Annotated in this window: 21 protein-coding genes; 10 read left to right on the top strand and 11 right to left on the bottom strand. The window is 52.6% G+C overall.

The annotated features are described in order from the left end of the window. Positions 1 to 10: 10 nt before the first annotated feature. The 6 genes from hyfD to BEB42_RS10705 all read right to left on the bottom strand — a co-directional run bounded on the left by hyfD (position 11) and on the right by BEB42_RS10705 (position 6,355). Positions 11 to 1,450: a hydrogenase 4 subunit HyfD gene (gene hyfD, locus BEB42_RS10680; RefSeq protein WP_000429082.1), complete on the bottom strand. Its 1,440-nt coding sequence runs from the start codon at positions 1,448 to 1,450 to the stop codon at positions 11 to 13. Between the two features lie 16 nt (positions 1,451 to 1,466). Then, positions 1,467 to 2,414 carry a hydrogenase 4 subunit HyfC gene (gene hyfC / locus BEB42_RS10685; protein WP_001353042.1) on the bottom strand — a complete coding sequence of 316 codons (948 nt, stop codon included), beginning with the start codon at positions 2,412 to 2,414 and terminating at the stop codon, positions 1,467 to 1,469. Positions 2,415 to 2,424: 10 nt separating this feature from the next. Then, positions 2,425 to 4,443 (bottom strand): hydrogenase 4 subunit B, encoded by a 2,019-nt coding sequence (gene hyfB, locus BEB42_RS10690; RefSeq protein WP_000339439.1) that lies wholly within the window; start codon positions 4,441 to 4,443, stop codon positions 2,425 to 2,427. Continuing rightward, positions 4,443 to 5,060 (bottom strand): hydrogenase 4 subunit HyfA, encoded by a 618-nt coding sequence (gene hyfA / locus BEB42_RS10695; protein WP_001353043.1) that lies wholly within the window; start codon positions 5,058 to 5,060, stop codon positions 4,443 to 4,445. The genes hyfB and hyfA overlap by 1 nt, the downstream gene beginning before the upstream one ends. A 252-nt stretch (positions 5,061 to 5,312) precedes the next feature. Beyond that, positions 5,313 to 5,783: a thioredoxin-dependent thiol peroxidase gene (gene bcp, locus BEB42_RS10700; RefSeq protein WP_001068682.1), complete on the bottom strand. Its 471-nt coding sequence runs from the start codon at positions 5,781 to 5,783 to the stop codon at positions 5,313 to 5,315. Further along, positions 5,783 to 6,355: a glycine cleavage system transcriptional repressor gene (locus BEB42_RS10705; protein ID WP_000176186.1), complete on the bottom strand. Its 573-nt coding sequence runs from the start codon at positions 6,353 to 6,355 to the stop codon at positions 5,783 to 5,785. Before BEB42_RS10705 ends, bcp begins: the two co-directional genes overlap by 1 nt. Before the next feature lie 145 nt (positions 6,356 to 6,500). Here BEB42_RS10705 and dapA point away from each other — a divergent pair, with 145 nt between their 5' ends. The 6 genes from dapA (at position 6,501) to ypfH (ending at position 13,192) form a co-directional block, all read left to right on the top strand. After that, positions 6,501 to 7,379 carry a 4-hydroxy-tetrahydrodipicolinate synthase gene (dapA, locus tag BEB42_RS10710; protein ID WP_001353045.1) on the top strand — a complete coding sequence of 293 codons (879 nt, stop codon included), beginning with the start codon at positions 6,501 to 6,503 and terminating at the stop codon, positions 7,377 to 7,379. A gap of 16 nt (positions 7,380 to 7,395) precedes the next feature. Beyond that, positions 7,396 to 8,430: an outer membrane protein assembly factor BamC gene (gene bamC, locus BEB42_RS10715; protein ID WP_001297320.1), complete on the top strand. Its 1,035-nt coding sequence runs from the start codon at positions 7,396 to 7,398 to the stop codon at positions 8,428 to 8,430. A 212-nt stretch (positions 8,431 to 8,642) separates the two neighbouring features. Further along, positions 8,643 to 9,356, top strand: coding sequence for a phosphoribosylaminoimidazolesuccinocarboxamide synthase (gene purC, locus BEB42_RS10720; protein ID WP_001295467.1), 714 nt, complete (start codon positions 8,643 to 8,645; stop codon positions 9,354 to 9,356). A gap of 167 nt (positions 9,357 to 9,523) precedes the next feature. Further along, a complete protein-coding gene (ypfJ, locus tag BEB42_RS10725; protein WP_001267498.1) occupies positions 9,524 to 10,387 on the top strand; it encodes a KPN_02809 family neutral zinc metallopeptidase in 864 nt (287 codons plus the stop codon). Between the two features lie 14 nt (positions 10,388 to 10,401). Further along, entirely contained in the window at positions 10,402 to 12,417 is a 2,016-nt protein-coding gene (tmcA, locus tag BEB42_RS10730; protein WP_105267364.1) for a tRNA cytosine(34) acetyltransferase TmcA, read from the top strand. Positions 12,418 to 12,490: 73 nt separating this feature from the next. Beyond that, complete coding sequence (gene ypfH / locus BEB42_RS10735) at positions 12,491 to 13,192, top strand: esterase (protein ID WP_000679813.1); 702 nt, start codon at positions 12,491 to 12,493, stop codon at positions 13,190 to 13,192. A gap of 94 nt (positions 13,193 to 13,286) precedes the next feature. Here ypfH and BEB42_RS10740 read toward each other — a convergent pair whose 3' ends face one another. The 3 genes from BEB42_RS10740 to BEB42_RS10750 are packed head-to-tail and all read right to left on the bottom strand — an operon-like array spanning position 13,287 to position 15,002. Further along, complete coding sequence (locus BEB42_RS10740) at positions 13,287 to 13,487, bottom strand: YpfN family protein (protein ID WP_000383836.1); 201 nt, start codon at positions 13,485 to 13,487, stop codon at positions 13,287 to 13,289. 27 nt (positions 13,488 to 13,514) lie between these two features. Then, positions 13,515 to 14,642, bottom strand: coding sequence for a succinyl-diaminopimelate desuccinylase (gene dapE / locus BEB42_RS10745; RefSeq protein WP_001277815.1), 1,128 nt, complete (start codon positions 14,640 to 14,642; stop codon positions 13,515 to 13,517). A 3-nt stretch (positions 14,643 to 14,645) separates the two neighbouring features. After that, entirely contained in the window at positions 14,646 to 15,002 is a 357-nt protein-coding gene (locus tag BEB42_RS10750) for an ArsC family reductase (protein ID WP_000258228.1), read from the bottom strand. Positions 15,003 to 15,382: 380 nt separating this feature from the next. Between BEB42_RS10750 and ypfM the strand changes: the two genes are divergently transcribed. Beyond that, a complete protein-coding gene (ypfM, locus tag BEB42_RS10755; protein ID WP_001386977.1) occupies positions 15,383 to 15,442 on the top strand; it encodes a protein YpfM in 60 nt (19 codons plus the stop codon). 98 nt (positions 15,443 to 15,540) lie between these two features. Here ypfM and acrD read toward each other — a convergent pair whose 3' ends face one another. Further along, on the bottom strand, positions 15,541 to 18,654 hold the full coding sequence (gene acrD / locus BEB42_RS10760; RefSeq protein WP_001273157.1) for a multidrug efflux RND transporter permease AcrD: 3,114 nt from the start codon (positions 18,652 to 18,654) through the stop codon (positions 15,541 to 15,543). Positions 18,655 to 18,817: 163 nt separating this feature from the next. Beyond that, positions 18,818 to 20,518 (bottom strand): nitrate/nitrite two-component system sensor histidine kinase NarQ, encoded by a 1,701-nt coding sequence (gene narQ, locus BEB42_RS10765; protein ID WP_001353046.1) that lies wholly within the window; start codon positions 20,516 to 20,518, stop codon positions 18,818 to 18,820. A gap of 205 nt (positions 20,519 to 20,723) precedes the next feature. Between narQ and aegA the strand changes: the two genes are divergently transcribed. From aegA to BEB42_RS10780, 3 genes are all read left to right on the top strand, one after another. Continuing rightward, positions 20,724 to 22,703, top strand: a complete 1,980-nt coding sequence (aegA, locus tag BEB42_RS10770; protein WP_001078893.1) for a formate-dependent uric acid utilization protein AegA — start codon at positions 20,724 to 20,726, stop codon at positions 22,701 to 22,703. A 67-nt stretch (positions 22,704 to 22,770) separates the two neighbouring features. Next, entirely contained in the window at positions 22,771 to 23,346 is a 576-nt protein-coding gene (gene nudK, locus BEB42_RS10775) for a GDP-mannose pyrophosphatase NudK (protein WP_001353047.1), read from the top strand. Between the two features lie 125 nt (positions 23,347 to 23,471). Then, the gene (locus tag BEB42_RS10780) at positions 23,472 to 24,515 is read left to right on the top strand and encodes a DUF1176 domain-containing protein (protein ID WP_001270546.1); all 1,044 of its coding nucleotides are present in this window, start codon (positions 23,472 to 23,474) and stop codon (positions 24,513 to 24,515) included. The last annotated feature ends 75 nt before the right edge of the window (positions 24,516 to 24,590 follow it).

A 24,590-nucleotide genomic window follows, 5' to 3' on the forward strand; every position in this document is an offset into this window, starting at 1 on the left:
CATCATCTCCTTACTGCAACCAGGTCGCGGCGAATACGCTGGAAATCAGCGACATCACAATCAGTACAATCAACACCAGGCGCATTGATCCTGGCAGCGGTGCGGCATCGGCGACGGCTTCGCTCGGTTTGCCAGGCACGACGCGACCAAACCAGCGAATAAACCAGGCGAAACTGGCGACCGATTCAATCATCAGCAGAATCATGGCGGGCAGCAGGATCCAGTACTCCACTGACAACGAAAAACCGGCAGCAAACAGTGGGAATTTACTGAAGAAGCCGTTGAACGGCGGCACGCCAGTAATCGCCAGCGCGGCCACGCAGAAACCCACGCCTGGCAACGGCAGGGTGTGCAATACGCCACGCAGACGCGGCAACAAGCGCGTGCCGCAGCTGTAACTCAGCGCACCTGCTACAAGGAAAAACAGGCTTTTAGCGAACGCGTGGTTGACGATGTAGGCGATGCTGCCCTCCAGTGCCAGCCGCGAGCCGAAGATGGAGAGCGACAAGCCGAAGAACATCCAGCCAAGTTGAGTGATGGTCGACCAGGCCAGCAACCGCTTCATATCCTGCTGCGGCAAATACATCAGAAAGCCGTAAAGAATGGTGACCAGTGCCATGACCATGCCAACGCCGCCAATCACATGCGGGATATTGCCGCCGTCGATAATGGCGCGGGCAAAAATGTAAACGCCCACTTTCACCATCGATGCGGCGTGGAGATAGGCGCTGATCGGTGTTGGCGCTTCCATTGCATCCGGTAGCCACGCTTGCATCGGTAGCTGGGCCGATTTTCCCCACGCGGCAAACAGGATGCCGCCATAAACCAGATAACGTGCGTCGCCGTGTAACTCGCTCATCGCGCTAAGCGCAAACGTTCCGGTCTGCAAAAACAGCGTGGCGGCGGCAAGATACAACCCCAGCGAACCGATATGAGTGATAAGTAACGCTTTTAGTGCTGAACGTTGCGCTTTATCGCTCTGGTAATAACTGATCAATGCCCAGGAGCAGCCGCCCGTAATTTCAAAAAACAACAACTGACCGAGCAGCGTCGAGGAGAGTACCAGTCCCGCCATCGCGCCGATAAAAACCAGCAAAAATGCGTAATAACGATTCGTGCCGTTATGCGGGTGTTCGCGATTTTTATCCGTCAGATAACCCGTGGAGTAGATCGTGACCAGCAAACCGAGGAACACCACCACAAACAGAATCAGCGTACTCACGCGATCAATGACCAGGCCAAACAACGCCACATCCCCCACGTTGACCAACGTCAACGTGACGGCAACTTTATCGGCCTGATAAAACGCGGAGATCAGCGACAACATGCACAGCGTGGTCAGCGCGGCGAACAAAATCCCCCATTCGGCGGCCCGACGTTGTGGCGAAAACGAAACGACCAGTGCGCCGATAAAAGGCAGCAATAACGTCGTCAGAGCAAGATTTTCCATATTCCGTCAGTGCTCCTTACAGACCGGTTAACCAGAAGACCCAGGCAAGCGCAGCAAGGCTGAAGCCAAGCCAGGTCACATGGTGAATGAGTAAAAAACGCCCGCGTGCCAGCGTGTTTTCTGCGATAGAGGCCAGAACAAAAATCAGCAAAACCTTGAGCAGCGTAACGACAAGTGAAGTCAGCAGGCAGGTGAGAGAAAGCTCTTGCGCGCGCCCAAAGGGCAGAAACAGGGCCACAAACAGTGATGCCATCACGACCTGTTTCAGCCCCAGCCCCAACTTCGCCAGCGCCAGCCCGGCACCGGAATATTCGGTCAGCGGGCCTTCCTGTAATTCCTGTTCTGCTTCAGCAACATCAAAGGGAATTTTTCCCATCTCAATGAAGCAGGCAAAACCACAGGCCAGTAACGCCAGTACGGTGGTTAGTGGCGAGTTCCAGCCCGTCGCCAGCGTCTTGCTGATCATCTCGATATGCGTGGAATCCGCTATCAGCGCCAATACCAGCAGTGAGAGAATGAGCATGGGTTCGACCAGAATGCCGAGCGTCAACTCGCGACTGGCACCGACTCCCGCAAACGGGCTTCCGGTATCCAGCCCGGAAAGAGCAAAGAAAAAACGAAACAGGGCAAGAAGATAGATAAGGGTGATCAGATCGCCGCCGCCCGCAAAAGGGGAAACAGTAATAAATAGTGGTAGGGCCATCGCCAGCACCAGCATGCTGCTGATTAATACCCACGGCATCAGGCGGAACATCAGACCTGAAGATGTCGGCGCAACTTCCTGGCGTTTAAACAGTTTGTGGATATCGCGATAATCCTGCCAGATCCCCGGTCCGCGACGGGAGTGCATACGCGCGCGTATCTGCCGGGAAATCCCCGTAAAAAGCGGGGTTAGCGCCAGCAGAATCACGGCCTGTGCTAACGCAAAAATGATCAGATATCCGTCGCAAAGAGTTTGTCTCATGGTGATTTCCTTAGACGGCAATAGCGATTAGCAGCACAACCAGTGCGGCGACCACATACAGGCAATAGAGACGAAAGTCGCCGCTTTGCAGATGCTGTATTTCTTTGGCCAGCCGTTGGGTGGCGCTCACGATGGGGCGGATCACCCGCTCATCCCAAAAGGGTTCTGTGCTCTGAGCCCTGGCGGTGATGTGCGCGAGACCTTTGTTCAGCCTCAGCGTAGGGTCGAGCTGTTGTCGTAGACGAAATAGCGCAGAAAAGACCACACGCAGCGGCTGCATCACGCCATTGCCTGACGGGGCCATCTCATTTTCCCAGCCGTAGCCGCATGCCCACGCATCCCCTGTGCGACGAAACGCTGCACGGCGCGAACGACACCACAGCCAGTAAAGGCCAGGCAGCAAAGGCATCGCCAGTAGTAACAGCAACAGTAATGAGGGAGTGACCCGTGTATGAAACGTGCCGGGGACAAGTGCCATTCCGCTGGCGACAGTGACGGGAGGGGTATTGGTAAACGCATGGGCAATGTGCATTATTTTCGGTGCCAGCCAACTGGCACTAAGCGCAATTAATACGCAGAAAGCCGCGAGCAGTAACATGGCGACGATCATCGTATTTGGCACTTCCTGTGCCTCTTCAGCGTGTGTACTGCGCGGCGCACCACAGAAAGTAATACCGTACATTTTGACGAAGCACATTACTGCCAGCCCACCAGTGACAGCCAGCATCACCATAGCAATAGGACCCGCAAGTTGTAGCGCTACGGCTTCCACACGACTTAGTGAGAACAGCGACTGCCAGGTGTACCATTCGCTGATAAAACCATTCAGCGGAGGAATGGCTGATATCGCGAGGCAACCAATCAGGCATGCTGCGGCTGTCCACGGCATCCGTTTTGCCAGTGCCCCCATTTTTTCCATGTCGTGGGTATGCAAACGCGAAATAATCGCACCCGCGCCGAGAAATAGCAGCCCTTTGAACAGCGCATGGTTGAGCAGATGAAACAGTGCGCCGAGCAGTCCAACCACGGTGAGCAGCGGGTCGTGCAGTGACAGACCGACCATGGACACACCGACCGCCAGCAAAATAATGCCGACGTTTTCGACGGTACTCCAGGCCAGCAGCCGTTTGATATCCTGTTCCGCCAGCGCATACAGCACGCCCAGGAGCGCGGAGATTGCGCCGATCGCCATCACCAGAATGCCCCACCACAGCGGCAAACCCGTTTGCGCCAGCAGATCCATCGCCACTTTCAGGATGCCGAAAATACCGATTTTGACCATTACGCCAGACATCAACGCCGAAGCGTGCGATGGTGCGGCAGGGTGAGCGCGCGGCAACCAGCTGTGCAACGGCATCATCCCGGCTTTCGCGCCAAAACCGAAGAAGGCCAGCAGGAACACCGCCGACGCCAGCCCCGGAGAAAGTGAAAGCGTGCGGAAACTGGCAAAATCGAGGTTGCCGCTTTCGCGCCACATCAGCAAGAAGGCGATCATAATCAGCACCGATCCGGCGTGAGCGATAAAAAAGTAGAGCATGCCAGCGTTGATTGACGTTTTATCCTGCCTGGCAATGACCAGAAACCAGGAAGACAGCGACATCATTTCAAACAGCACGATGAACCAAAAAGCGTTGTCCATCACCAGCAGGGCAACCATCGATGCGATGAAAAGATTCATAAAGAAGCCCATCGCCGCCGCGCCTTTGCCCTCGTATTCGCGCATATAAGTCAATGAATAGAGCGAACAAACCACCACCAGCAAGGAGATAACCAGCACCATAAATGCCGAGAGGCTATCTATTCGCAGGGTTAAATCGGCAAAGTCAAAAGGCGTGGCAAAACGGGCGACTAAAGTTACGCCTGCATGTAATTGCGTAATTCCGCTGATGATGCCAATCGCGCCGCCCACCAGCGATGTGATGCCGGAAAGCTTAATAGCCAGTCTGTCCAGACCGAGTAAAAACAGCGAAGCCAGACTGGCAAACAGATAGAGGATCAGCGACCAGGTTAATAATTGCAGGGCATCCATTAGCGTTGCTCCTGAGTGAGGGAAAGGGGATCCTCCCCGCCATTGGCAAACCAGCTTGCGGCAAGGCGCTGTTTTTCTTTCATCTGACGTTGCAGGCTATCGTCGGTGATCAGCCGTAACGCATGATTCGGGCAAGCGCGAACGCAGGCCGGACCTTCTGGCAAGAAATCACACAGGTCGCATTTCACCGCGACGGTCTGGACACCCGGTTCCCAGCGCAGCAAAGCATGTTGGGTCGGCGCGTTTTCTTCGCCGTCTTTGAGTGAGCCGTCAGCCTGAAAAACATATTGCGCAGGGGCATTCACCGGACGGCTTCCTGAAGCGCTGATTGCGCCAAATGGGCAGACCACGGCGCAAAGCTTGCAGCCAATACAGAGGCTTTCGTTGAGTTGGATCGCATCATCTCTCTGGGAGATGGCATTGACCGGGCAGACCTGCAGGCAAGGGGCTTCCTCACAGTGATGACACACGACAGGGGCAGTGAGTGTTGACGTCTTCGCCAGGGCCAGGCGCGGGTGTTGCTGTAAACCTTGCGTTTTATGCACGTCCGAACAGGCAGCGAGACAGGTATTACATCCTGTACACCACAGTGGTTCGGCCACCACAAAGCGGTTCATGTCGGCTCCTTGAAAATGATATGAAACATTGCATTTCATATTGCATAAAGGATGCCAGTCTGATTAATTTAATATATTCAATAAGTTATGTGTTAACTGGATTCTGAACGGTACAAAAATGATGGTCATTAACGTTCAGCAATAAATGGATTCGACACCCGTGTCGCAGGGGAAAGCGAGAATGTGATCTTGATCACGAGAAGTGAGGTGTGCTGGCCGCAAGCGCAGCCAGCACTGAATGGAGCAAAGTAATCAGGCGTGTTCTTTCAGCCAGTTCAGCACAACGTCGTGGTGATTGCTGGTTTTGAAATCGTCAAAGACATGTTCGATTTTGCCATCAGCGTCAATCAGGAAGCTGATGCGATGAATACCATCGTAGGTTTTGCCCATGAAGGACTTTTCACCCCAGACGCCGAATTGTTCGCACACCTGGTGGTCCTCATCAGACAGGAGCGTAAAGTTAAGCAGCTCTTTTTCCGCAAAACGAGAGAGTTTTTCGGGTTTATCGGTGCTGATACCCAGCACATCAACGCCCGCTTTTTTCAATTCATCCATGTTATCGCGTAAGCCGCAGGCCTGTACGGTACAGCCGGGAGTCATGGCTTTTGGGTAAAAATAAACCAGAACACGCTGTCCCTGGAAGTCGGTCAAATTAACTTGTTCTCCGTCTTGATCCGGCAAGCTAAATTTCGGTGCGATATCACCGGCTTTCAGTGGATTCATTACTTAACTCCATCCTGTTCATCATGTGGGGAATAATTGACGACGTTTATACTGCCTTGTGCATTGAGTTCTGTACATAGGGCTTTAAACGCTTGCTCAATATTTGCTGCATCCGCAGAGGCGGGACTGTGGGCGGTGATCTGAATATGCAACTGTGCAGCCCGTTCATTTTCAGCAGGTTGCGTGCGCGACACCAGCTCCGCAATGTTCATGTGGTGCGCGTCGAAAAGTGCCGTGAAGCGTTCAATTAAATGCGGGGAGTCTGCCACATCGACCTGAACCCAGACCGATGCTGGCATTGGCGGACGCGGACGCGCCGTCGTGCGCTTCATCACGATTAAAAGATCCAGTTCGGCACCTTTCAACGGTAACGTTGATTCAATCAGAGTGATGGCATTCCATGAACCGGAAAGCAGCATGATAAACGTGAACTCTTCTCCCAGCATTGCCAGGCGACTGTCTTCGATATTACAGCCGCAACTACTGACATGACGGGTGATGGTGTTCACAATTCCAGGGCGATCGGCACCCAACGCAGTGATCACCAGATAATGTTGCGATGACAGTGTCAAACTGGTTATTCCTTTAAGGGGTGAGTTGTTCTTAAGGAAAGCATAAAAAAAACATGCATACAACAATCAGAACGGTTCTGTCTGCTTGCTTTTAATGCCTTACCAAACGTACCATTGAGACACTTGTTTGCACAGAGGATGGCCCATGTTCACGGGAAGTATTGTCGCGATTGTTACTCCGATGGATGAAAAAGGTAATGTCTGTCGGGCTAGCTTGAAAAAACTGATTGATTATCATGTCGCCAGCGGTACTTCGGCGATCGTTTCTGTTGGCACCACTGGCGAGTCCGCTACCTTAAATCATGACGAACATGCTGAAGTGGTGATGATGACGCTGGAGCTGGCTGACGGGCGCATTCCGGTGATTGCCGGGACCGGCGCTAACGCTACTGCGGAAGCCATTAGCCTGACGCAGCGCTTCAATGACAGTGGTATCGTCGGCTGTCTGACGGTAACCCCTTACTATAATCGTCCGTCGCAAGAAGGTTTGTATCAGCATTTCAAAGCCATCGCTGAACATACTGACCTGCCGCAAATTCTGTATAATGTGCCGTCCCGTACTGGTTGCGATCTGCTCCCGGAAACGGTGGGCCGTCTGGCGAAAGTAAAAAATATTATCGGAATCAAAGAGGCTACAGGGAACTTAACGCGTGTAAACCAGATCAAAGAGCTGGTTTCAGATGATTTTGTTCTGCTGAGCGGCGATGATGCGAGCGCGCTGGACTTCATGCAATTAGGCGGTCATGGGGTTATTTCCGTTACGGCTAACGTCGCAGCGCGTGATATGGCCCAGATGTGCAAACTGGCGGCAGAAGGGCATTTTGCCGAGGCACGCGTTATTAATCAGCGTCTGATGCCATTACACAACAAACTATTTGTCGAACCCAATCCAATCCCGGTGAAATGGGCATGTAAGGAATTGGGTCTTGTGGCGACCGATACGCTGCGCCTGCCAATGACTCCAATCACCGACAGTGGTCGTGAGACGGTCAGAGCGGCGCTTAAGCATGCCGGTTTGCTGTAAAGTTTAGGGAGATTTGATGGCTTACTCTGTTCAAAAGTCGCGCCTGGCAAAGGTTGCGGGTGTTTCGCTTGTTTTATTACTCGCAGCCTGTAGTTCTGACTCACGCTATAAGCGTCAGGTCAGTGGTGATGAAGCCTACCTGGAAGCAGCACCGCTTGCGGAGCTTCATGCCCCGGCTGGAATGATTTTGCCGGTGACCTCCGGTGATTATGCAATCCCGGTGACCAACGGTAGTGGTGCTGTCGGTAAGGCGCTGGACATTCGTCCACCAGCCCAGCCGCTGGCACTGGTTTCTGGCGCGCGTACCCAGTTCACGGGCGATACCGCTTCATTGCTGGTGGAAAATGGTCGTGGCAATACTCTGTGGCCGCAGGTGGTTAGCGTGCTGCAGGCGAAAAACTACACCATCACCCAACGTGATGATGCGGGTCAGACGCTGACCACCGATTGGGTACAATGGAACCGTCTGGACGAAGACGAGCAGTATCGTGGTCGTTATCAAATCTCTGTTAAGCCGCAGGGTTATCAGCAGGCGGTTACGGTTAAACTGCTGAACCTGGAACAGGCGGGCAAACCGGTTGCAGACGCGGCTTCCATGCAGCGTTACAGCACGGAGATGATGAACGTTATTTCCGCCGGTCTGGATAAATCTGCCACTGACGCCGCGAACGCTGCGCAAAATCGTGCCTCCACCACTATGGACGTACAAAGTGCAGCTGATGACACCGGTTTACCGATGCTGGTCGTACGCGGGCCGTTCAATGTGGTTTGGCAACGTCTGCCAGCGGCGCTGGAAAAAGTGGGCATGAAAGTGACCGACAGCACCCGTTCGCAGGGCAACATGGCCGTAACTTACAAGCCGCTGTCTGACAGCGACTGGCAGGAACTGGGCGCGAGCGATCCAGGCCTGGCATCCGGTGACTATAAACTGCAGGTTGGCGATTTAGATAACCGCAGCAGCCTACAGTTCATCGATCCGAAAGGTCATACTCTGACTCAGAGTCAGAACGACGCGCTGGTAGCTGTCTTCCAGGCTGCGTTTAGCAAGTAAAAATACAGGGCTGGAGTCATCCGGCCCTTTTTTCTGATATGATACGCAAACGTGTGCGTCGGCAGAAAAATGCGATTTTAGCGGTAATTCGCACGAAATTTGTTTGTCGGACGTAGGTCGGATAAGGCGTTCTTGCCGCATCCGACAAAACATCTGGCACATCAGACAGCAAAAGATTTTAAAACGTTAATTCACACCCAGGAGTGATAAAGATGCAAAAGCAAGCTGAGTTGTATCGTGGTAAAGCGAAAACCGTATACAGCACGGAAAACCCGGACCTGTTGGTGCTCGAATTCCGCAATGATACGTCAGCAGGGGATGGCGCGCGCATTGAGCAGTTTGATCGCAAAGGTATGGTGAACAACAAGTTCAACTACTTCATTATGAGCAAACTGGCTGAAGCGGGTATCCCGACTCAAATGGAGCGTCTGCTCTCCGATACCGAATGTCTGGTGAAAAAGCTGGATATGGTGCCGGTTGAGTGTGTCGTGCGTAACCGTGCTGCTGGCTCTCTGGTGAAACGTCTTGGAATCGAAGAAGGTATTGAGCTGAACCCGCCGCTGTTCGATCTGTTCCTGAAAAACGACGCCATGCACGATCCGATGGTCAACGAATCTTACTGCGAAACCTTTGGCTGGGTAAGTAAAGAGAACCTGGCGCGTATGAAAGAGCTAACCTACAAAGCGAACGACGTGCTGAAAAAACTGTTCGATGATGCTGGTCTCATTCTGGTCGACTTCAAGCTGGAGTTTGGTCTGTACAAAGGTGAAGTGGTACTGGGCGATGAGTTCTCCCCGGACGGCAGCCGCCTGTGGGACAAAGAAACGCTGGAGAAAATGGACAAAGACCGTTTCCGCCAGAGCCTCGGTGGCCTGATCGAAGCCTATGAAGCCGTTGCCCGCCGCCTGGGTGTACAGCTGGACTGATTTTTCTATTCATCATCTTGCCGTGCTGCTGGCACGGCAAGACAACCGCTCTCATAAGATGTGCATTGAACGCTCATTCCTCCGCCATTTCATCCCGCTTTCCTGTGGTAATCTTCCTCTGAACCACCTACGATCATTTCTATAATGAATATATTGTTGAGGTATCTATGCGTTGGCAAGGGCGACGTGAAAGTGACAATGTTGAAGACAGGCGCAATAGCTCCGGTGGTCCGTCAATGGGCGGTCCCGGTTTCCGTCTGCCAAGCGGTAAAGGCGGGCTGATTTTACTGATAGTTGTGCTGGTTGCAGGCTACTATGGCGTTGATTTAACCGGATTGATGACCGGACAGCCGGTTTCCCAACAACAATCAACGCGGTCAATTAGCCCTAATGAAGACGAAGCCGCAAAATTCACCTCGGTGATTCTGGCAACCACGGAAGACACCTGGGGACAGCAATTCGAGAAGATGGGTAAAACCTATCAGCAACCGAAGCTGGTCATGTACCGTGGAATGACGCGCACCGGCTGCGGGGCGGGCCAGTCCATTATGGGACCGTTCTATTGCCCGGCGGATGGCACGGTTTATATCGATCTCTCCTTCTATGATGACATGAAAGACAAACTTGGCGCGGATGGCGATTTTGCCCAGGGGTACGTTATCGCCCATGAAGTCGGTCATCATGTGCAGAAACTGTTAGGCATCGAGCCGAAAGTCCGTCAACTGCAACAAAACGCGACGCAGGCGGAAGTGAACCGCTTATCTGTGCGTATGGAACTCCAGGCCGACTGTTTTGCCGGTGTCTGGGGGCATAGTATGCAGCAGCAAGGCGTTCTGGAAACCGGCGATCTGGAAGAAGCGCTGAACGCGGCGCAGGCCATCGGCGATGACCGTTTACAGCAGCAAAGTCAGGGGCGAGTCGTACCAGACAGTTTCACTCATGGCACTTCTCAGCAACGCTACAGCTGGTTTAAACGTGGTTTCGACAGCGGCGATCCGGCACAATGCAATACTTTTGGTAAAAGCATTTAACTTTCGGGGCAGGGATGGCTGAACTGACTGCGCTTCACCCATTAACAGCGCAAATGAAACGTGAAGGGATCCGCCGCTTGCTGGTATTGAGCGGGGAAGAACGTTGGTGCTTTAACTGTGCGCTTAAGTTGCGTGATGCTTTACCTGGCGACTGGTTGTGGGTTTCACCGCAGCCAGTCGCTGAAAACCACTGTACTCCCTCGGCGCTACAAACTTTACTTGGACGCGAGTTCCGGCATGCGATATTCGACGCCCGCCAGGGCTTTGATGCCGCTGCCTTTGCGGCACTTAGCGGAACGTTGAAAGCGGGAAGCTGGCTGGTGTTGTTACTCCCTGTATGGGAAGAGTGGGAAAACCAACCGGATGCCGACTCGCTGCGCTGGAGTGATTGCCTTGACCCTATTGCCACGCCGCATTTTGTCCGACACCTCAAACGCGTACTTACGGCGGATCACGACGCTATCCTCTGGCGGCAAAACCAGCCGTTCACGTTGACGCATTTTATTCCCCGTACTGACTGGCAACCCGCGACTGGCGCACCACAACCAGAACAACAGCAACTCATACAGCAGCTACTCACCATGCCGCCGGGTGTGTCAGCGGTAACTGCTGCGCGTGGGCGCGGTAAGTCGGCGCTGGCAGGGCAACTCATTTCTCGTATTGCGGGTAGTGCGATTGTCACCGCGCCTGCAAAAGCGGCAACGGATGTACTGGCACAATTTGCGGGCGAAAAGTTTCGCTTTATTGCGCCGGATGCCTTGTTAGCCAGCAATGAGCAAGCCGACTGGCTGGTGGTTGACGAAGCCGCGGCCATACCTGCGCCGTTGTTGCATCAACTGGTATCGCGTTTTCCTCGAACGTTGTTAACCACTACGGTGCAGGGCTACGAAGGCACGGGACGTGGTTTTTTGCTGAAATTTTGCGCTCGCTTTCCGCATTTACACCGTTTCGAACTGCAACAGCCGATCCGCTGGGCGCAGGGATGCCCGCTGGAAAAAATGGTCAGTGAGGCACTGGTTTTTGACGATGAAAACTTCACTCACGAACCACAAGGTGACATCGTCATTTCCGCTTTTGAACAGGCCTTATGGCGAAGCGATCCGGATACACCATTAAAGGTATATCAGCTATTGTCTGGCGCGCACTACCGGACCTCGCCGCTGGATTTACGCCGGATGATGGATGTACCTGAGCAACATTTTTTCCAGGCGGCTTGTGAAAACGAGATCGCCGGGGCGCTGTGGCTGGTGGAGGAGGGCGGATTATCTCAAGAACTCAGCCAGGCGGTATGGGCAGGTTTTCGTCGCCCGCGGGGTAATCTGGTAGCCCAGTCGCTGGCGGCGCACGGCAGCAATCCACTAGCAGCGACATTGCGCGGACGGCGGGTCAGCAGGATAGCAGTTCATCCAGCTCGTCAGCGTGAAGGCATTGGGCAACAGCTTATTGCCCGTGCTTTAAACTATACGCATGACCTCGACTATCTTTCGGTGAGTTTTGGCTACACCGCGGAGTTATGGCGTTTCTGGCAACGCTGCGGTTTTGTGCTGGTGCGAATGGGTAATCATCGTGAAGCCAGCAGCGGTTGCTATACGGCGATGGCACTGTTACCGATGAGTGATGCGGGTAAACAGCTGGCTGAACGTGAGCATTACCGTTTACGTCGCGATGTGCATGCTCTCACGCAGTGGAATGGCGAAACGCTCCCCGTCGATCCACGAAATGATGCCGTCCTTTCTGAGGACGACTGGCTTGAACTGGCCGGTTTTGCTTTCGCTCATCGTCCGCTATTAACGTCGTTAGGTTGCTTAACGCGTCTGCTACAAACCAGTGAACTGGCATTACCGGCGCTGCGTGGTCGTTTACAGAAAAACGCCAGTGACGCGCAGTTATGTACCACACTTAAACTTTCAGGCCGCAAGATGTTACTGGCCCGTCAGCGAGAAGAGGCCGCGCAGGCGCTGTTCGCACTTGATAATGTTCGCACTGAGCGTCTGCGCGATCGCATAACGCAATGGCAATTTTTTCACTGACTCCTTCAATTTTCTCCCATGGTCATTGTGAGTCAGCGGCGTAAAATTAATGACATCAGTTAAGGAGTTCGCCATGAAACATGACCATTTTGTTGTTCAAAGCCCGGATAAACCTGCACAACAGTTGTTACTGCTTTTCCATGGTGTCGGGGATAACCCGGTAGCGATGGGTGAGATCGGCAGCTGGTTTGCGCCGCTGTTTCCTGATGCACTGGTGGTGAGCGTCGGTGGCGCGGAGCCGAGCGGTAATCCGGCGGGGCGTCAGTGGTTTTCGGTGCAGGGTATTACGGAAGATAATCGCCAGGCGCGTGTGGATGCCATCATGCCGACGTTTATTGAGACGGTGCGCTACTGGCAGAAACAGAGCGGAGTAGGGGCTAACGCCACGGCGCTAATCGGTTTCTCACAAGGCGCGATTATGGCACTGGAGAGCATTAAAGCCGAACCGGGTCTTGCTTCGCGCGTCATTGCCTTTAACGGACGTTACGCCAGCTTGCCGGAAACCGCGTCTACAGCCACGACAATTCACTTGATTCATGGCGGTGAAGATCCGGTTATCGATCTGGCGCATGCGGTTGCGGCGCAGGAAGCGTTAATCAGTGCAGGTGGTGATGTGACGCTGGATATTGTGGAGGATTTAGGCCATGCAATCGACAATCGCAGTATGCAATTTGCCCTGGATCACTTGCGTTATACCATTCCGAAACATTATTTCGACGAAGCGCTAAGTGGTGGCAAACCTGGCGATGATGATGTAATTGAAATGATGCAATAATAGCCTGGTAGGCCTGATAAGACGCGTGAGCGTCGCATCAGGCATCGTTCACCATTGCCGGATGCGGCATTAACGCCTTATCCGGCCACTTAGCTTACTTCTTCGGTTGATCCTTTTTCGGCCAGTCATCGTCATCGTCCCACTTATCGTTGAAATCACGATGCGGGGGAAGCTCCGGTTTGTTGGCGAGAAATTTCTTATGGTCGACGCGCTTGAGATCTTTAATCACGTTCAGCAGGACGCCTACCAAAAAGACAATCACCAGAATCCACCAATATTTAGCCAGCCAGTCCATGCTTATTTCCTCTTGCAGAACCACTCATCAGGCGACGAGCTGTTCCATGATACGTTGATACATACGGGCAAGTAGCTGCAGGTCGGCAGCGTTCACACATTCATTAATTTTATGAATAGTGGCATTGACCGGCCCGAGTTCCACCACCTGCGCCCCCATGCGGGCAATAAAGCGCCCGTCAGACGTTCCGCCTGTGGTCAGTAGCTGCGGTTTAATTTCATTATAGTGCTCAACCGCGTTAACGACCGCATCCACCAGTTTGCCGCGCGCGGTCAAAAATGGCTGCCCGGAAAGCCACCAATCCACCGTATAACGCAGTTGATGTTTTTCAAGCAGGGCAAGCACCTGCGCTTTGATCATCTCATCCGTCAGTTCGGTGCTAAAGCGGAAGTTAAACTGCACAAACAGTTCACCCGGAATAACGTTGTTACTGCCCGTTCCCGCCTGAATATTGGCAATCTGCATACTGGTCGCCGGGAAAAATTCATTACCCTGATCCCACTCAATAGCCACTAATTCATTAAGGAAAGGTGCTGCGCGATGTACCGGGTTGTCAGCCAGATGCGGGTAGGCTACATGCCCCTGCACGCCATGAATGGTGAGGTTGCAGGTTAACGATCCGCGACGACCATTTTTCACCACGTCACCAACCACTTCGATGCTCGATGGTTCGCCGACCAGGCAGTAATCGAGACGCTCATTACGCGCCATTAACGCTTCGACGACTTTTACCGTACCGTTGTGGGCACTGGCTTCTTCATCAGAAGTGATCAGGAATGCCAGTCGACCTGTATGGTTGGGATGTTGCGCGACAAAACGTTCTGCTGCTACCACCATCGCCGCCAGTGAGCCTTTCATATCTGCCGCGCCGCGCCCGAACAACATGCCGTCACGAATGGTTGGTTCAAACGGCGGATTAATCCAACGGTCTGCGTCGCCAGGCGATACCACGTCGGTATGTCCGGCAAAGGCTAACGTTTCGCCCTGCCCACGCCACGCCCAAAAGTTTTGCGTATCGGCAAAGTCCATGCGTTCAACGGTAAAACCGATCGCCTGCAAACGTTCAATCAACAAAGCCTGGCATCCTGCGTCATCAGGACTCAGGGAAGGGCGGCGAATAAGCTGTTGTGTCAGCTCAATAACCGGGCACGACATAGACTACACCTCATGGAAAAATTGCTGATAACTGGAATCACTGAAACCCAGCAGCATAGGCTTCCCGGGCGCACAGAGCAATGGGCGTTTGATAATTGCAGGCATTTCAGTCATTAATGCCGCCGCAGAGGCCGCATCGGTGATTTTATTGCGGGTGGTTTCATCCAGTTTACGCCAGGTTGTACCACGGGTATTGAGTAACGCTTGCCAGCCTAATTCGTTGATAAAACCGTTCAATAATCCGCTGTCCAGCCCATCAATGCGGTAATCATGAAAACGATAGGCGATGTTATTGGCTTCCAGCCAACGGCGAGCCTTTTTAATGGTGTCACAATTTTTGATGCCGTAAAGTGTAACCATAATGAATCCTTTTTCGATTTATGAGAATAAATACTCATTTAAGGGTGAAAACATTTTGCCTGCAAATGATTATCAAGAAATATAACATTATCGAAGTATTCAAATTAACAACTATTAAATAATATTAAACATTTTTAACGTAAGCATTAAGAATATTCATCTTGTTATCTGCCTGTATTTTAAACAGAATTAAACCAGTACTAGATTCCGTATGAATATCTCGAAATGTTGCTGTGTATCACATACAAATCATTACTGCAGGACCATAGTATTTACATAAAGTTTGTCCCCCGGAGGTAGTCATCGCAGCAATCGAGTAAATTAGCTTCACCACGGTATATTGTTTCCGTAGAATACCCATAATTATAAGAGAGGTTGTTATGATTGAACGTGAACTGGGGAACTGGAAAGACTTTATCGAAGTTATGCTTCGTAAGTAATTCCTGAGACAAAGTACAAACAGAAAGTACCTGCTGAACAGGTTCTTTATCGGAAAGTTGAAAAAGGCGACACATTGGTATGTCGCCTTTTTAATTGCTTATTCCGGGCGTGGCTTCAGCGGGAAGCGGCGGCGCACCAGCACAAAGAACAGCGGCACGAAGTAAATAGCCAGAATCGTGGCCGAAATCATCCCGCCCATTACGCCAGTACCCACCGCATGCTGGCCACCGGAACCGGCCCCAGTGCTGGTTGCCATTGGCAATACGCCGAAGATAAAGGCCAGAGAGGTCATCAGAATCGGACGTAAACGCTGACGGCAGGCGTGGAGCGTCGCTTCAAACAGGTCGTGGCCTTTTTGGTTCATCTCGTTAGCAAATTCGACGATCAGGATGGCGTTTTTCGCCGATAAACCAATCACCGTTAACAGGCCTACCTGGAAGTAAACGTCGTTTTCTAGCCCGCGCAGCCAGGTTGCCAGCAGCGCGCCGATAACGCCCAGCGGCACGACCAGCATTACCGAGAACGGCACTGACCAGCTTTCATACAGCGCCGCCAGACACAGGAATACCACCAGCAATGAAATGGCATACAGCGCCGGAGCCTGCGCGCCGGAGAGTCGCTCCTGATACGACATCGCCGTCCATTCCAGACCAAAGCCGCTTGGCAACTGCTTCACTAACGATTCCATAATATCCATTGCAGTACCGGTGCTGACCCCCGGCGCGGCTTCCCCGACAATCTCTACCGCTGAATAACCGTTATAGCGTTCCAGACGCGGCGAGCCTGTTTCCCAGCGTGAGGTCGCGAAAGCAGAGAAGGGGACCATGCCACCATCTTTATTTCGTACATACCAGAGATTGATGTCATCTGGCAGCATGCGATATGGCGCAGCGGCCTGCACATAGACTTTCTTCACGCGACCGCGATCCATAAAGTCATTCACATAGCTTGAACCCCACGCGGTTTGCAGCGTGTCGTTAATATCGTCGATAGCAACGCCCAGCGCCTGAGCTTTACGCTGATCGATATCAATCTGCAACTGCGGACTGTCGTCAAGGCCGTTATGGCGTACACGGGTTAACTCCGGATTTTCCGCCGCCAGAGCCAGCAACTGGTTACGTGCTGCCATCAGCGCATCGTGACCCGCACCAGCGTGGTCCTGCAACTCCATATCAAAACCCGCAGAACTGCCAAGGCCGCTAATTGCTGGCGGGCTGCTGGCGATAACGCGAGCTTCTTTAATCTTATTAAATTCCTTCGTTGCACGTTCGATAATGGCAAACGAGGTGCCGGTCTTACTGTCGCGTTCGCTCCAGTCTTTCAGGCGGATAAACATTCGCGCCACGTTTTGCCCGTTACCCCCAGGGCCAGAACCAACGGTGGCAAACACCGACATGATGTTGTCTTTTTCATGGGTGAAGTAATATTTCTCGATTTGCTCAACGACTTTCAGGGTCTGTTGTTGGGTTGAACCGCTGGGCAACTGTACCGAGGTAGTAAACATGCCACGGTCTTCCAGCGGCAAGAACGACGTCGGCAAACGCAGGAACAGGAACACCATGCCGCCAAGCAGCAGGACATAAATCACAATCCAGCGCAGGCTACGGTGAAGAATTTTCGCCACCCCTTTTTCGTAGCGTTCGGCGTTACGATTAAACATCTGGTTAAACCAGGCAAAAAAGCCTTTTTGCCCGTGATGCTCACCTTTTTTCAGCGGCTTAAGTAGCGTGGCGCACAGAGCCGGAGTGAGGATCATCGCTACCAGTACTGACAGCACCATCGCCGCAACAATGGTAATAGAGAACTGGCGATAGATAGCTCCGGTGGTGCCACCGAAGAAGGCCATTGGCACAAATACCGCCGACAGCACCATCGCAATCCCGACCAGTGCCCCCTGGATCTGCCCCATCGATTTACGTGTGGCTTCGCGAGGAGTGAGTCCTTCCTCACTCATAATACGTTCGACGTTTTCCACCACCACGATGGCGTCATCCACCAGCAGACCGATCGCCAGCACCATCGCGAACATGGTTAAGGTGTTGACGCTGTAACCGAAGGCGTAAAGTACGGAGAAGGTTCCCATCAACACCACCGGCACGGCGATAGTTGGTATCAGCGTGGCACGGAAGTTTTGCAAGAACAGATACATAACGAGGAAAACCAGGGCGATAGCTTCCAGCAGCGTTTTCACCACGTCTTCAATGGAGGCTTTAACAAATGAGGTGGTTTCATATGCCACCTTGTATTCCAGTCCATGTGGGAAGTACTGCGCCAGTTCGTCGAGACGATTGAGTACCAGCTCCGCTGTTGCCATTTCGTTCGCGCCGGAGGCCAGTTTTACCCCCAGCCCGGAGGCTGGCTTACCGTTGAAGCGGCTGAGATAATCGTATTTCTCTGCCCCCATTTCGACGGTGGCGACATCGCCCAGCCTTACTTCTGAACCGTCCTGATTCACCCGTAAGGTGATATCGCGGAACTGTTCTGGTGTTTGCAGCAGTGACTGGGCGTTAATGGTGGCGTTGAGCGCCTGCTTATCGACGGAAGGCGTACCACCAAGTTGCCCAACCGCAATCTGCGCGTTCTGTGACTCAATGGCATCAGTGACATCTTTAGCCGTCATCTGAAAACTGTTGAGTTTCGCCGGGTCCAGCCAGATACGCATTGAATATTGCGAACCATAGGCATCGATATCCCCGACGCCATTCACGCGGCTTAATGGGTCCTGAATATTACTGGCAACGTAATCGGCAATATCCTGCTTATCCATCGAACCATCGGTAGAGACGAAGGCAATGGTAAGAATGTTGGTATCGCCGGTTTTACGCACCGTCACGCCCTGATTTTGCACCGCCTGCGGCAACTTTCGCATGGCTGATTGCAGCTGGTTTTGTACTTGCTGCACTGCTTCGTCCGGATCGGTGCCCGCTTTAAAACTTAAGGTGACAGATGCCTGACCGGTGCCACTGCTTTGAGACGACATATACATGAGATTATCGAGGCCGGTCATATTTTGCTCGATAACCTGGGTCACGGTGTTTTCCAGCGTCTGAGCCGATGCGCCGGGATAGTTAGCGGTTACTCGCACATTAGGCGGTGCAAGATCCGGGTATTGTTCAACGGGCAATGAGAAAATCGCCAGGGTTCCTGTCAGACACAACAGGATTGCCAGCACCCAAGCAAAAATGGGGCGATCAATAAAGAAATTCGCCATTAAAAGAGGACCTCGTGTTTCTGCGTATTGTTGTTGGCATGCCTTGCTTCACTGTAGCGGCAAGGTACGGACCAATCGTGGAGAAAAAAAGGAGTTAATGTAAATTATCATGCCCTTTTATACTGAACCTTAAGTGCAAGTATTCTTTGGTCAGTAGGTGGCATTACATTAGCTGGCTTTCCTCACCCTCCGCAGAGCGAAAGCTAATACTCACTAACGTGCCGCCACCGGAAGGTTGTGAAAAAGTCAGCGTTCCACCCAGTCGTTCCGCGCGTTCGCGCATAATATTCAGACCATAGTGACCTTCGGGTTCTTTCGGTTCTCCGATGCCAATCCCGTTATCACGGATATAGACTGTGTGATTGCCGTCCGGCGCGGTGACGCAGCTGACGGCTATTTCGCTGGCGTTGGCGTGCTTCATCGCATTGAGTACCGCTTCGCGAATAATTTGCAACAAATGCACCTGCATTTGCGCATCCAGCGCCAGTGTTGGCAGACGGCAGTCGAGAGTCAGTTTTGCGCTGGTTTGATTTTGTAACGTATCCAGCATTTCCCGCAACGCGGAGGGAAGATCCGCTTGCTGCAGCGTCAGGCGGAACGTGGTCAACAGCTCGCGTAACTGTCGATAAGCATCATTCAATGCCTGGGAGAAATCGGCCATGATATTTTGTGCGGTGGCGTTATCTTCCGGTATCGAACGTTTAAGTAACGTCAACTGGATACGTAAGTAAGAAAGCACCTGGGCCAGCGAATCATGTAATTCCCGTGCGATGGTGGCACGTTCTTCCATCAACAGTAACTGCTGAAAATGCTTCTGCGCCTGATTAAAGTACAAACCGCGTCCCAGCATCGACGAAACGCTGTTAAGCAGCGGTTCTGATGATGACACGTGGCTATTTTGCCAGTGCAGTTCGCCGTAAACCGTCTCTTGCATCGTTACCGGTAAAATCTGCATCGGCAATTCGGGGTTTGGTTTCCCTTCACTAATCCGCCAGTTTTCACCGACATTCAACTCCAGATATTCAGCCGCTTCATTGTCGCGAACAATCTGCAAAATATGGCGGAAACAATGCACATCTATCTGGCTGGTGTTCAGCGCCTGCGAACACTGATACAACACCTCCAGGCGACGCTTGGCCTCGTGGAGATCACGGGTTTTTTCTTCTACTGACGCTTCCAGCGAACGATACAATTTATGCAGCTCGCTCGACATCTGGTTAAAGGTTTTGGCCAACAGTCCCAGCTCATTGGGCAGACTGGTATCCAGCGGCGGCGAATCGAACTGGCCGTGTTCAATACGCTGACTGGCGGTAACCAGCTGATTCAGCGGGGCAACCACCTGATGGCGTATGCGGCGCAGAGTAAAAAAGACCAGCGTGAAAATACCGATGCCGCCAGCCAGGGAGATCGCCACCACCAGCAGCATTTTGCGTTCGGCGTAGTGCTGTAAAGCCAGCACGAACAGGTCTATCTGATTAACATAATTATTAATATTGGCCTGATACCACGGCAAATCGCCCTTGCTGAGCCGATTATTCATCTCCAGCCAGTTGGCATTCAGATGCGCATAGCGGGTTTTTACTGCCTCTGGCACATACCAGACGTTGAGATTGGTTAACACCGGTGAGTGCAGTGCCTGTTGGAACAGCTGGCGATGCGCATTGAGTTGTGGACTGCCGCTTTGCAAGTCGTAGCCCAGGCGGTAACTCTGCATACGCAACGATCCGGCAATATTGATAGCCTCAGCGTCGCGCAAACTGCTCGCCAGAGTTAGCAGTGCGATACCCGTGGAAAGAATCGACAGCAGCACAATGTAAAAAAAGGCCCGGGCCAAACTGGCCGAGACGGGGCGTTTAACAATCACACGCGTCTTCTCCACATAAAATCATTAATGTTCCAGTTTGCTGAAATGCAATTTAATCAGTGATGGGATTATTTGATCTGCCACAGTTTATAGCGAAATAGTGACTTATTCTGGGCACATGAACATTGCCGATTCCCCTGTAAGTCGGGTAATAACAACACTCATATAAAGAATAAGGTTTTTACAACCAAAAAAGAAGGTCGTTATGAATCGTTTTATTATGGCCAACAGTCAGCAATGTCTGGGTTGTCATGCTTGTGAAATCGCCTGTGTCATGGCTCACAATGATGAGCAACATGTCCTGAGCCAACACCATTTTCATCCCCGAATTACGGTTATCAAACATCAGCAGCAACGTAGTGCGGTGACCTGTCACCATTGCGAAGATGCGCCCTGCGCCCGTAGTTGCCCTAATGGCGCGATCAGCCATGTTGATGACAGCATTCAGGTCAATCAGCAAAAGTGTATTGGCTGTAAATCCTGCGTGGTAGCTTGTCCATTTGGTACGATGCAAATCGTCCTGACACCCGTCGCGGCAGGCAAAGTTAAAGCCACGGCGCATAAATGCGACCTTTGTGCAGGTCGCGAAAGCGGTCCTGCCTGTGTCGAGAATTGTCCGGCGGACGCTCTGCAACTGGTCACTGACGCCGCACTTTCCGGCATAGCGAAATCTCGCCGCCTGCGCACCGCACGTCAGGAGCATCAACCGTGGCATGCCAGTACTGGGGCACCAGAAATGCCGGCGATGAGTAAAGTCGAGCAAATGCAGGCAACCCCCGCGCGAGGCGAGCCGGATAAACTGGCGATTGAAGCGCGCAAAACTGGTTTTGATGAAATTTATCTGCCATTTCGCGCCGACCAGGCACAACGGGAAGCCTCGCGTTGCCTGAAGTGCGGCGAGCACAGCGTTTGTGAATGGACCTGCCCTCTGCATAACCACATTCCGCAGTGGATAGAGCTGGTGAAAGCCGGAAATATCGACGCCGCCGTCGAGCTTTCTCACCAGACCAACACCCTGCCAGAAATTACCGGACGCGTTTGCCCGCAAGACCGTCTGTGCGAAGGAGCCTGCACCATTCGCGATGAGCACGGAGCGGTAACTATCGGCAACATCGAACGCTACATTTCGGATCAGGCGTTGGCGAAAGGTTGGCGTCCTGACTTAAGCCATGTCACCAAAGTGGATAAGCGGGTGGCGATTATCGGTGCAGGTCCGGCAGGGCTAGCCTGTGCGGATGTTCTGATCCGCAATGGCGTGGAGGTGACGGTGTACGATCGCCATCCAGAAATCGGTGGCCTGCTCACCTTCGGCATTCCTTCTTTCAAACTGGATAAGTCCCTGCTGGCGCGTCGCCGGGAAATCTTCAGCGCGATGGGGATTCACTTCGAACTCAATTGTGAAGTGGGTAAAGATGTCTCTTTGGATTCGCTTTTGGAACAATACGACGCGGTCTTCGTTGGCGTAGGCACTTACCGTTCCATGAAAGCGGGTTTACCTAATGAAGATGCGCCGGGCGTTTATGACGCGCTGCCATTCCTCATCGCCAACACTAAACAGGTGATGGGACTTGAAGAGTTACCTGAAGAGCCGTTTATCAATACCGCCGGACTCAATGTCGTGGTACTGGGCGGTGGCGACACCGCGATGGACTGTGTGCGTACCGCGCTGCGCCATGGCGCGAGTAACGTCACCTGTGCCTATCGTCGTGATGAAGCTAACATGCCTGGCTCGAAGAAGGAGGTGAAGAACGCCCGCGAAGAGGGGGCAAACTTCGAATTTAACGTCCAGCCGGTGGCGCTTGAGCTGAATGAGCAAGGTCATGTTTGCGGAATTCGTTTCCTGCGTACGTGTCTTGGCGAGCCGGATGCCCAGGGGCGTCGGCGTCCGGTGCCGGTGGAAGGCAGTGAGTTTGTGATGCCAGCCGATGCGGTGATCATGGCATTTGGTTTTAATCCTCATGGTATGCCGTGGCTGGAGTCGCACGGTGTAACGGTGGATAAATGGGGCCGCATCGTAGCGGACGTTGAAAGCCAGTACCGTTACCAGACCACGAATCCGAAAATCTTCGCAGGTGGCGATGCCGTGCGTGGTGCGGATCTGGTGGTTACCGCAATGGCAGAAGGACGTCATGCGGCACAGGGGATCATTGACTGGCTGGGGGTAAAATCAGTCAAATCTCACTAATAGCCTGCGCAGACAAATCCGGCTTCACAGCGTAAGATAATTGTTCATTTCGCGCTGTGGAGTCGGTATGACGCAACAAATCACCCTCATTAAAGACAAAATTCTCTCCGATAACTATTTCACCCTGCACAACATTACTTACGATCTCACGCGAAAAGATGGCGAAGTTATCCGCCATAAACGTGAAGTTTATGATCGTGGTAATGGTGCGACGATCCTCCTGTACAACGCGAAGAAAAAGACCGTCGTTCTGATTCGTCAGTTCCGCGTCGCTACCTGGGTTAATGGCAATGACAGCGGGCAGCTGATTGAAACCTGCGCCGGGCTGCTGGATAACGACGAACCGGAAGTGTGTATTCGCAAAGAAGCGATTGAAGAGACGGGGTATGAAGTTGGCGAAGTGCGCAAATTATTTGAACTGTATATGTCGCCAGGCGGTGTGACTGAGCTAATCCACTTTTTTATCGCCGAATACAGTGACAGCCAGCGCGCTAATGCGGGCGGTGGTGTCGAAGATGAAGATATTGAAGTGCTCGAGCTGCCGTTCAGCCAGGCGCTGGAGATGATCAAAAGCGGCGAAATACGTGACGGTAAGACGGTGTTATTGCTTAACTATTTGCAAACATCACATTTAATGGACTGAAAAATAACAATAATATTTCGTTGTTTATTATTGGCTCAATCCGATAAATCCGATTGAGCCGCGCTACCTGCGCAACGAAGATACGACTTGTGCTGTTTGTTTGAACTTCTGGGGTCGTACCGTCCATGCGCTATCGCATTTTCCTTCTCTTTTTTTTCGCTTTGTTGCCGACGTCTTTGGTGTGGGCGGCACCAGCGCAACGGGCATTTTCCGACTGGCAGGTCACCTGTAATAATCAAAATTTCTGTGTGGCGCGCAATACGGGCAATCATAATGGACTGGTGATGACCCTGAGCCGCAGCGCCGGGGCGCATACCGATGCCGTTTTACGTATTGAGCGCGGCGGGTTGAAGTCGCCGGATGCGTCGGAAGGGGAGATAGCGCCACGGCTGCTGTTAGATGGCGAGCCGTTGGCGTTGAGTGGTAACACGTGGCGGATTTCACCATGGTTATTAGTAACCGATGATACGACAACCATCACCGCGTTTTTGCAGATGATTCAGGAAGGGAAAGCGATCACCTTACGCGACGGCGATCAGACCATTTCACTGAGTGGCTTAAAAGCAGCGTTGTTGTTTATTGATGCCCAGCAAAAGCGCCTCGGCAGTGAAACTGCGTGGATCAAGAAAGGGGACGAACCGCCGCTCAGTGTACCGCCAGCGCCTGCGCTAAAAGAGGTCGCGGTAGTGAACCCGACGCCGACCCCACTTTCTCGTGAAGAACGTAACGATTTGCTGGATTACGGTAACTGGCGGATGAATGGTCTGCGCTGTTCGCTTGATCCGTTGCGTCGTGAAGTGAGCGTTACGGCGCTGACCGACGATAAAGCATTAATGATGATTAGCTGTGAAGCAGGCGCGTATAACACCATTGATCTTGCGTGGATTGTGTCGCGTAAAAAGCCACTGGCTTCGCGCCCGGTACGGTTGCGTTTGCCGTTCAACAACGGTCAGGAGACCAATGAACTGGAACTGATGAACGCAACATTCGATGAAAAATCGCGTGAACTGGTGACCTTAGCAAAAGGGCGCGGATTAAGCGATTGTGGCATTCAGGCGCGCTGGCGCTTTGACGGTCAGCGTTTTCGCCTGGTGCGTTACGCCGCAGAACCCACCTGTGATAACTGGCATGGGCCAGACGCCTGGCCCACGTTGTGGATCACCCGTTAAACATAATAGCGGGAACATGTCAGCCTGATAAGACGCGTCAGGCCGGATAAGACGCGTCAGCGTCGCATCCGGCAA

Source organism: Escherichia sp. MOD1-EC5990 (assembly GCF_002965285.1).
Taxonomy (GTDB): domain Bacteria; phylum Pseudomonadota; class Gammaproteobacteria; order Enterobacterales; family Enterobacteriaceae; genus Escherichia; species Escherichia coli_F.

Bases quoted from the DNA above. Each gene is read 5' to 3' on its own strand.
- hyfD (WP_000429082.1), bottom strand. From the start codon at position 1,450: ATGGAAAATCTTGCTCTGACGACGTTATTGCTGCCTTTTATCGGCGCA.
- hyfC (WP_001353042.1), bottom strand. From the start codon at position 2,414: ATGAGACAAACTCTTTGCGACGGATATCTGATCATTTTTGCGTTAGCA.
- hyfB (WP_000339439.1), bottom strand. From the start codon at position 4,443: ATGGATGCCCTGCAATTATTAACCTGGTCGCTGATCCTCTATCTGTTT.
- hyfA (WP_001353043.1), bottom strand. From the start codon at position 5,060: ATGAACCGCTTTGTGGTGGCCGAACCACTGTGGTGTACAGGATGTAAT.
- bcp (WP_001068682.1), bottom strand. From the start codon at position 5,783: ATGAATCCACTGAAAGCCGGTGATATCGCACCGAAATTTAGCTTGCCG.
- dapA (WP_001353045.1), top strand. From the start codon at position 6,501: ATGTTCACGGGAAGTATTGTCGCGATTGTTACTCCGATGGATGAAAAA.
- bamC (WP_001297320.1), top strand. From the start codon at position 7,396: ATGGCTTACTCTGTTCAAAAGTCGCGCCTGGCAAAGGTTGCGGGTGTT.
- purC (WP_001295467.1), top strand. From the start codon at position 8,643: ATGCAAAAGCAAGCTGAGTTGTATCGTGGTAAAGCGAAAACCGTATAC.
- ypfJ (WP_001267498.1), top strand. From the start codon at position 9,524: ATGCGTTGGCAAGGGCGACGTGAAAGTGACAATGTTGAAGACAGGCGC.
- tmcA (WP_105267364.1), top strand. From the start codon at position 10,402: ATGGCTGAACTGACTGCGCTTCACCCATTAACAGCGCAAATGAAACGT.
- ypfH (WP_000679813.1), top strand. From the start codon at position 12,491: ATGAAACATGACCATTTTGTTGTTCAAAGCCCGGATAAACCTGCACAA.
- BEB42_RS10740 (WP_000383836.1), bottom strand. From the start codon at position 13,487: ATGGACTGGCTGGCTAAATATTGGTGGATTCTGGTGATTGTCTTTTTG.
- dapE (WP_001277815.1), bottom strand. From the start codon at position 14,642: ATGTCGTGCCCGGTTATTGAGCTGACACAACAGCTTATTCGCCGCCCT.
- BEB42_RS10750 (WP_000258228.1), bottom strand. From the start codon at position 15,002: ATGGTTACACTTTACGGCATCAAAAATTGTGACACCATTAAAAAGGCT.
- acrD (WP_001273157.1), bottom strand. From the start codon at position 18,654: ATGGCGAATTTCTTTATTGATCGCCCCATTTTTGCTTGGGTGCTGGCA.
- aegA (WP_001078893.1), top strand. From the start codon at position 20,724: ATGAATCGTTTTATTATGGCCAACAGTCAGCAATGTCTGGGTTGTCAT.
- nudK (WP_001353047.1), top strand. From the start codon at position 22,771: ATGACGCAACAAATCACCCTCATTAAAGACAAAATTCTCTCCGATAAC.
- BEB42_RS10780 (WP_001270546.1), top strand. From the start codon at position 23,472: ATGCGCTATCGCATTTTCCTTCTCTTTTTTTTCGCTTTGTTGCCGACG.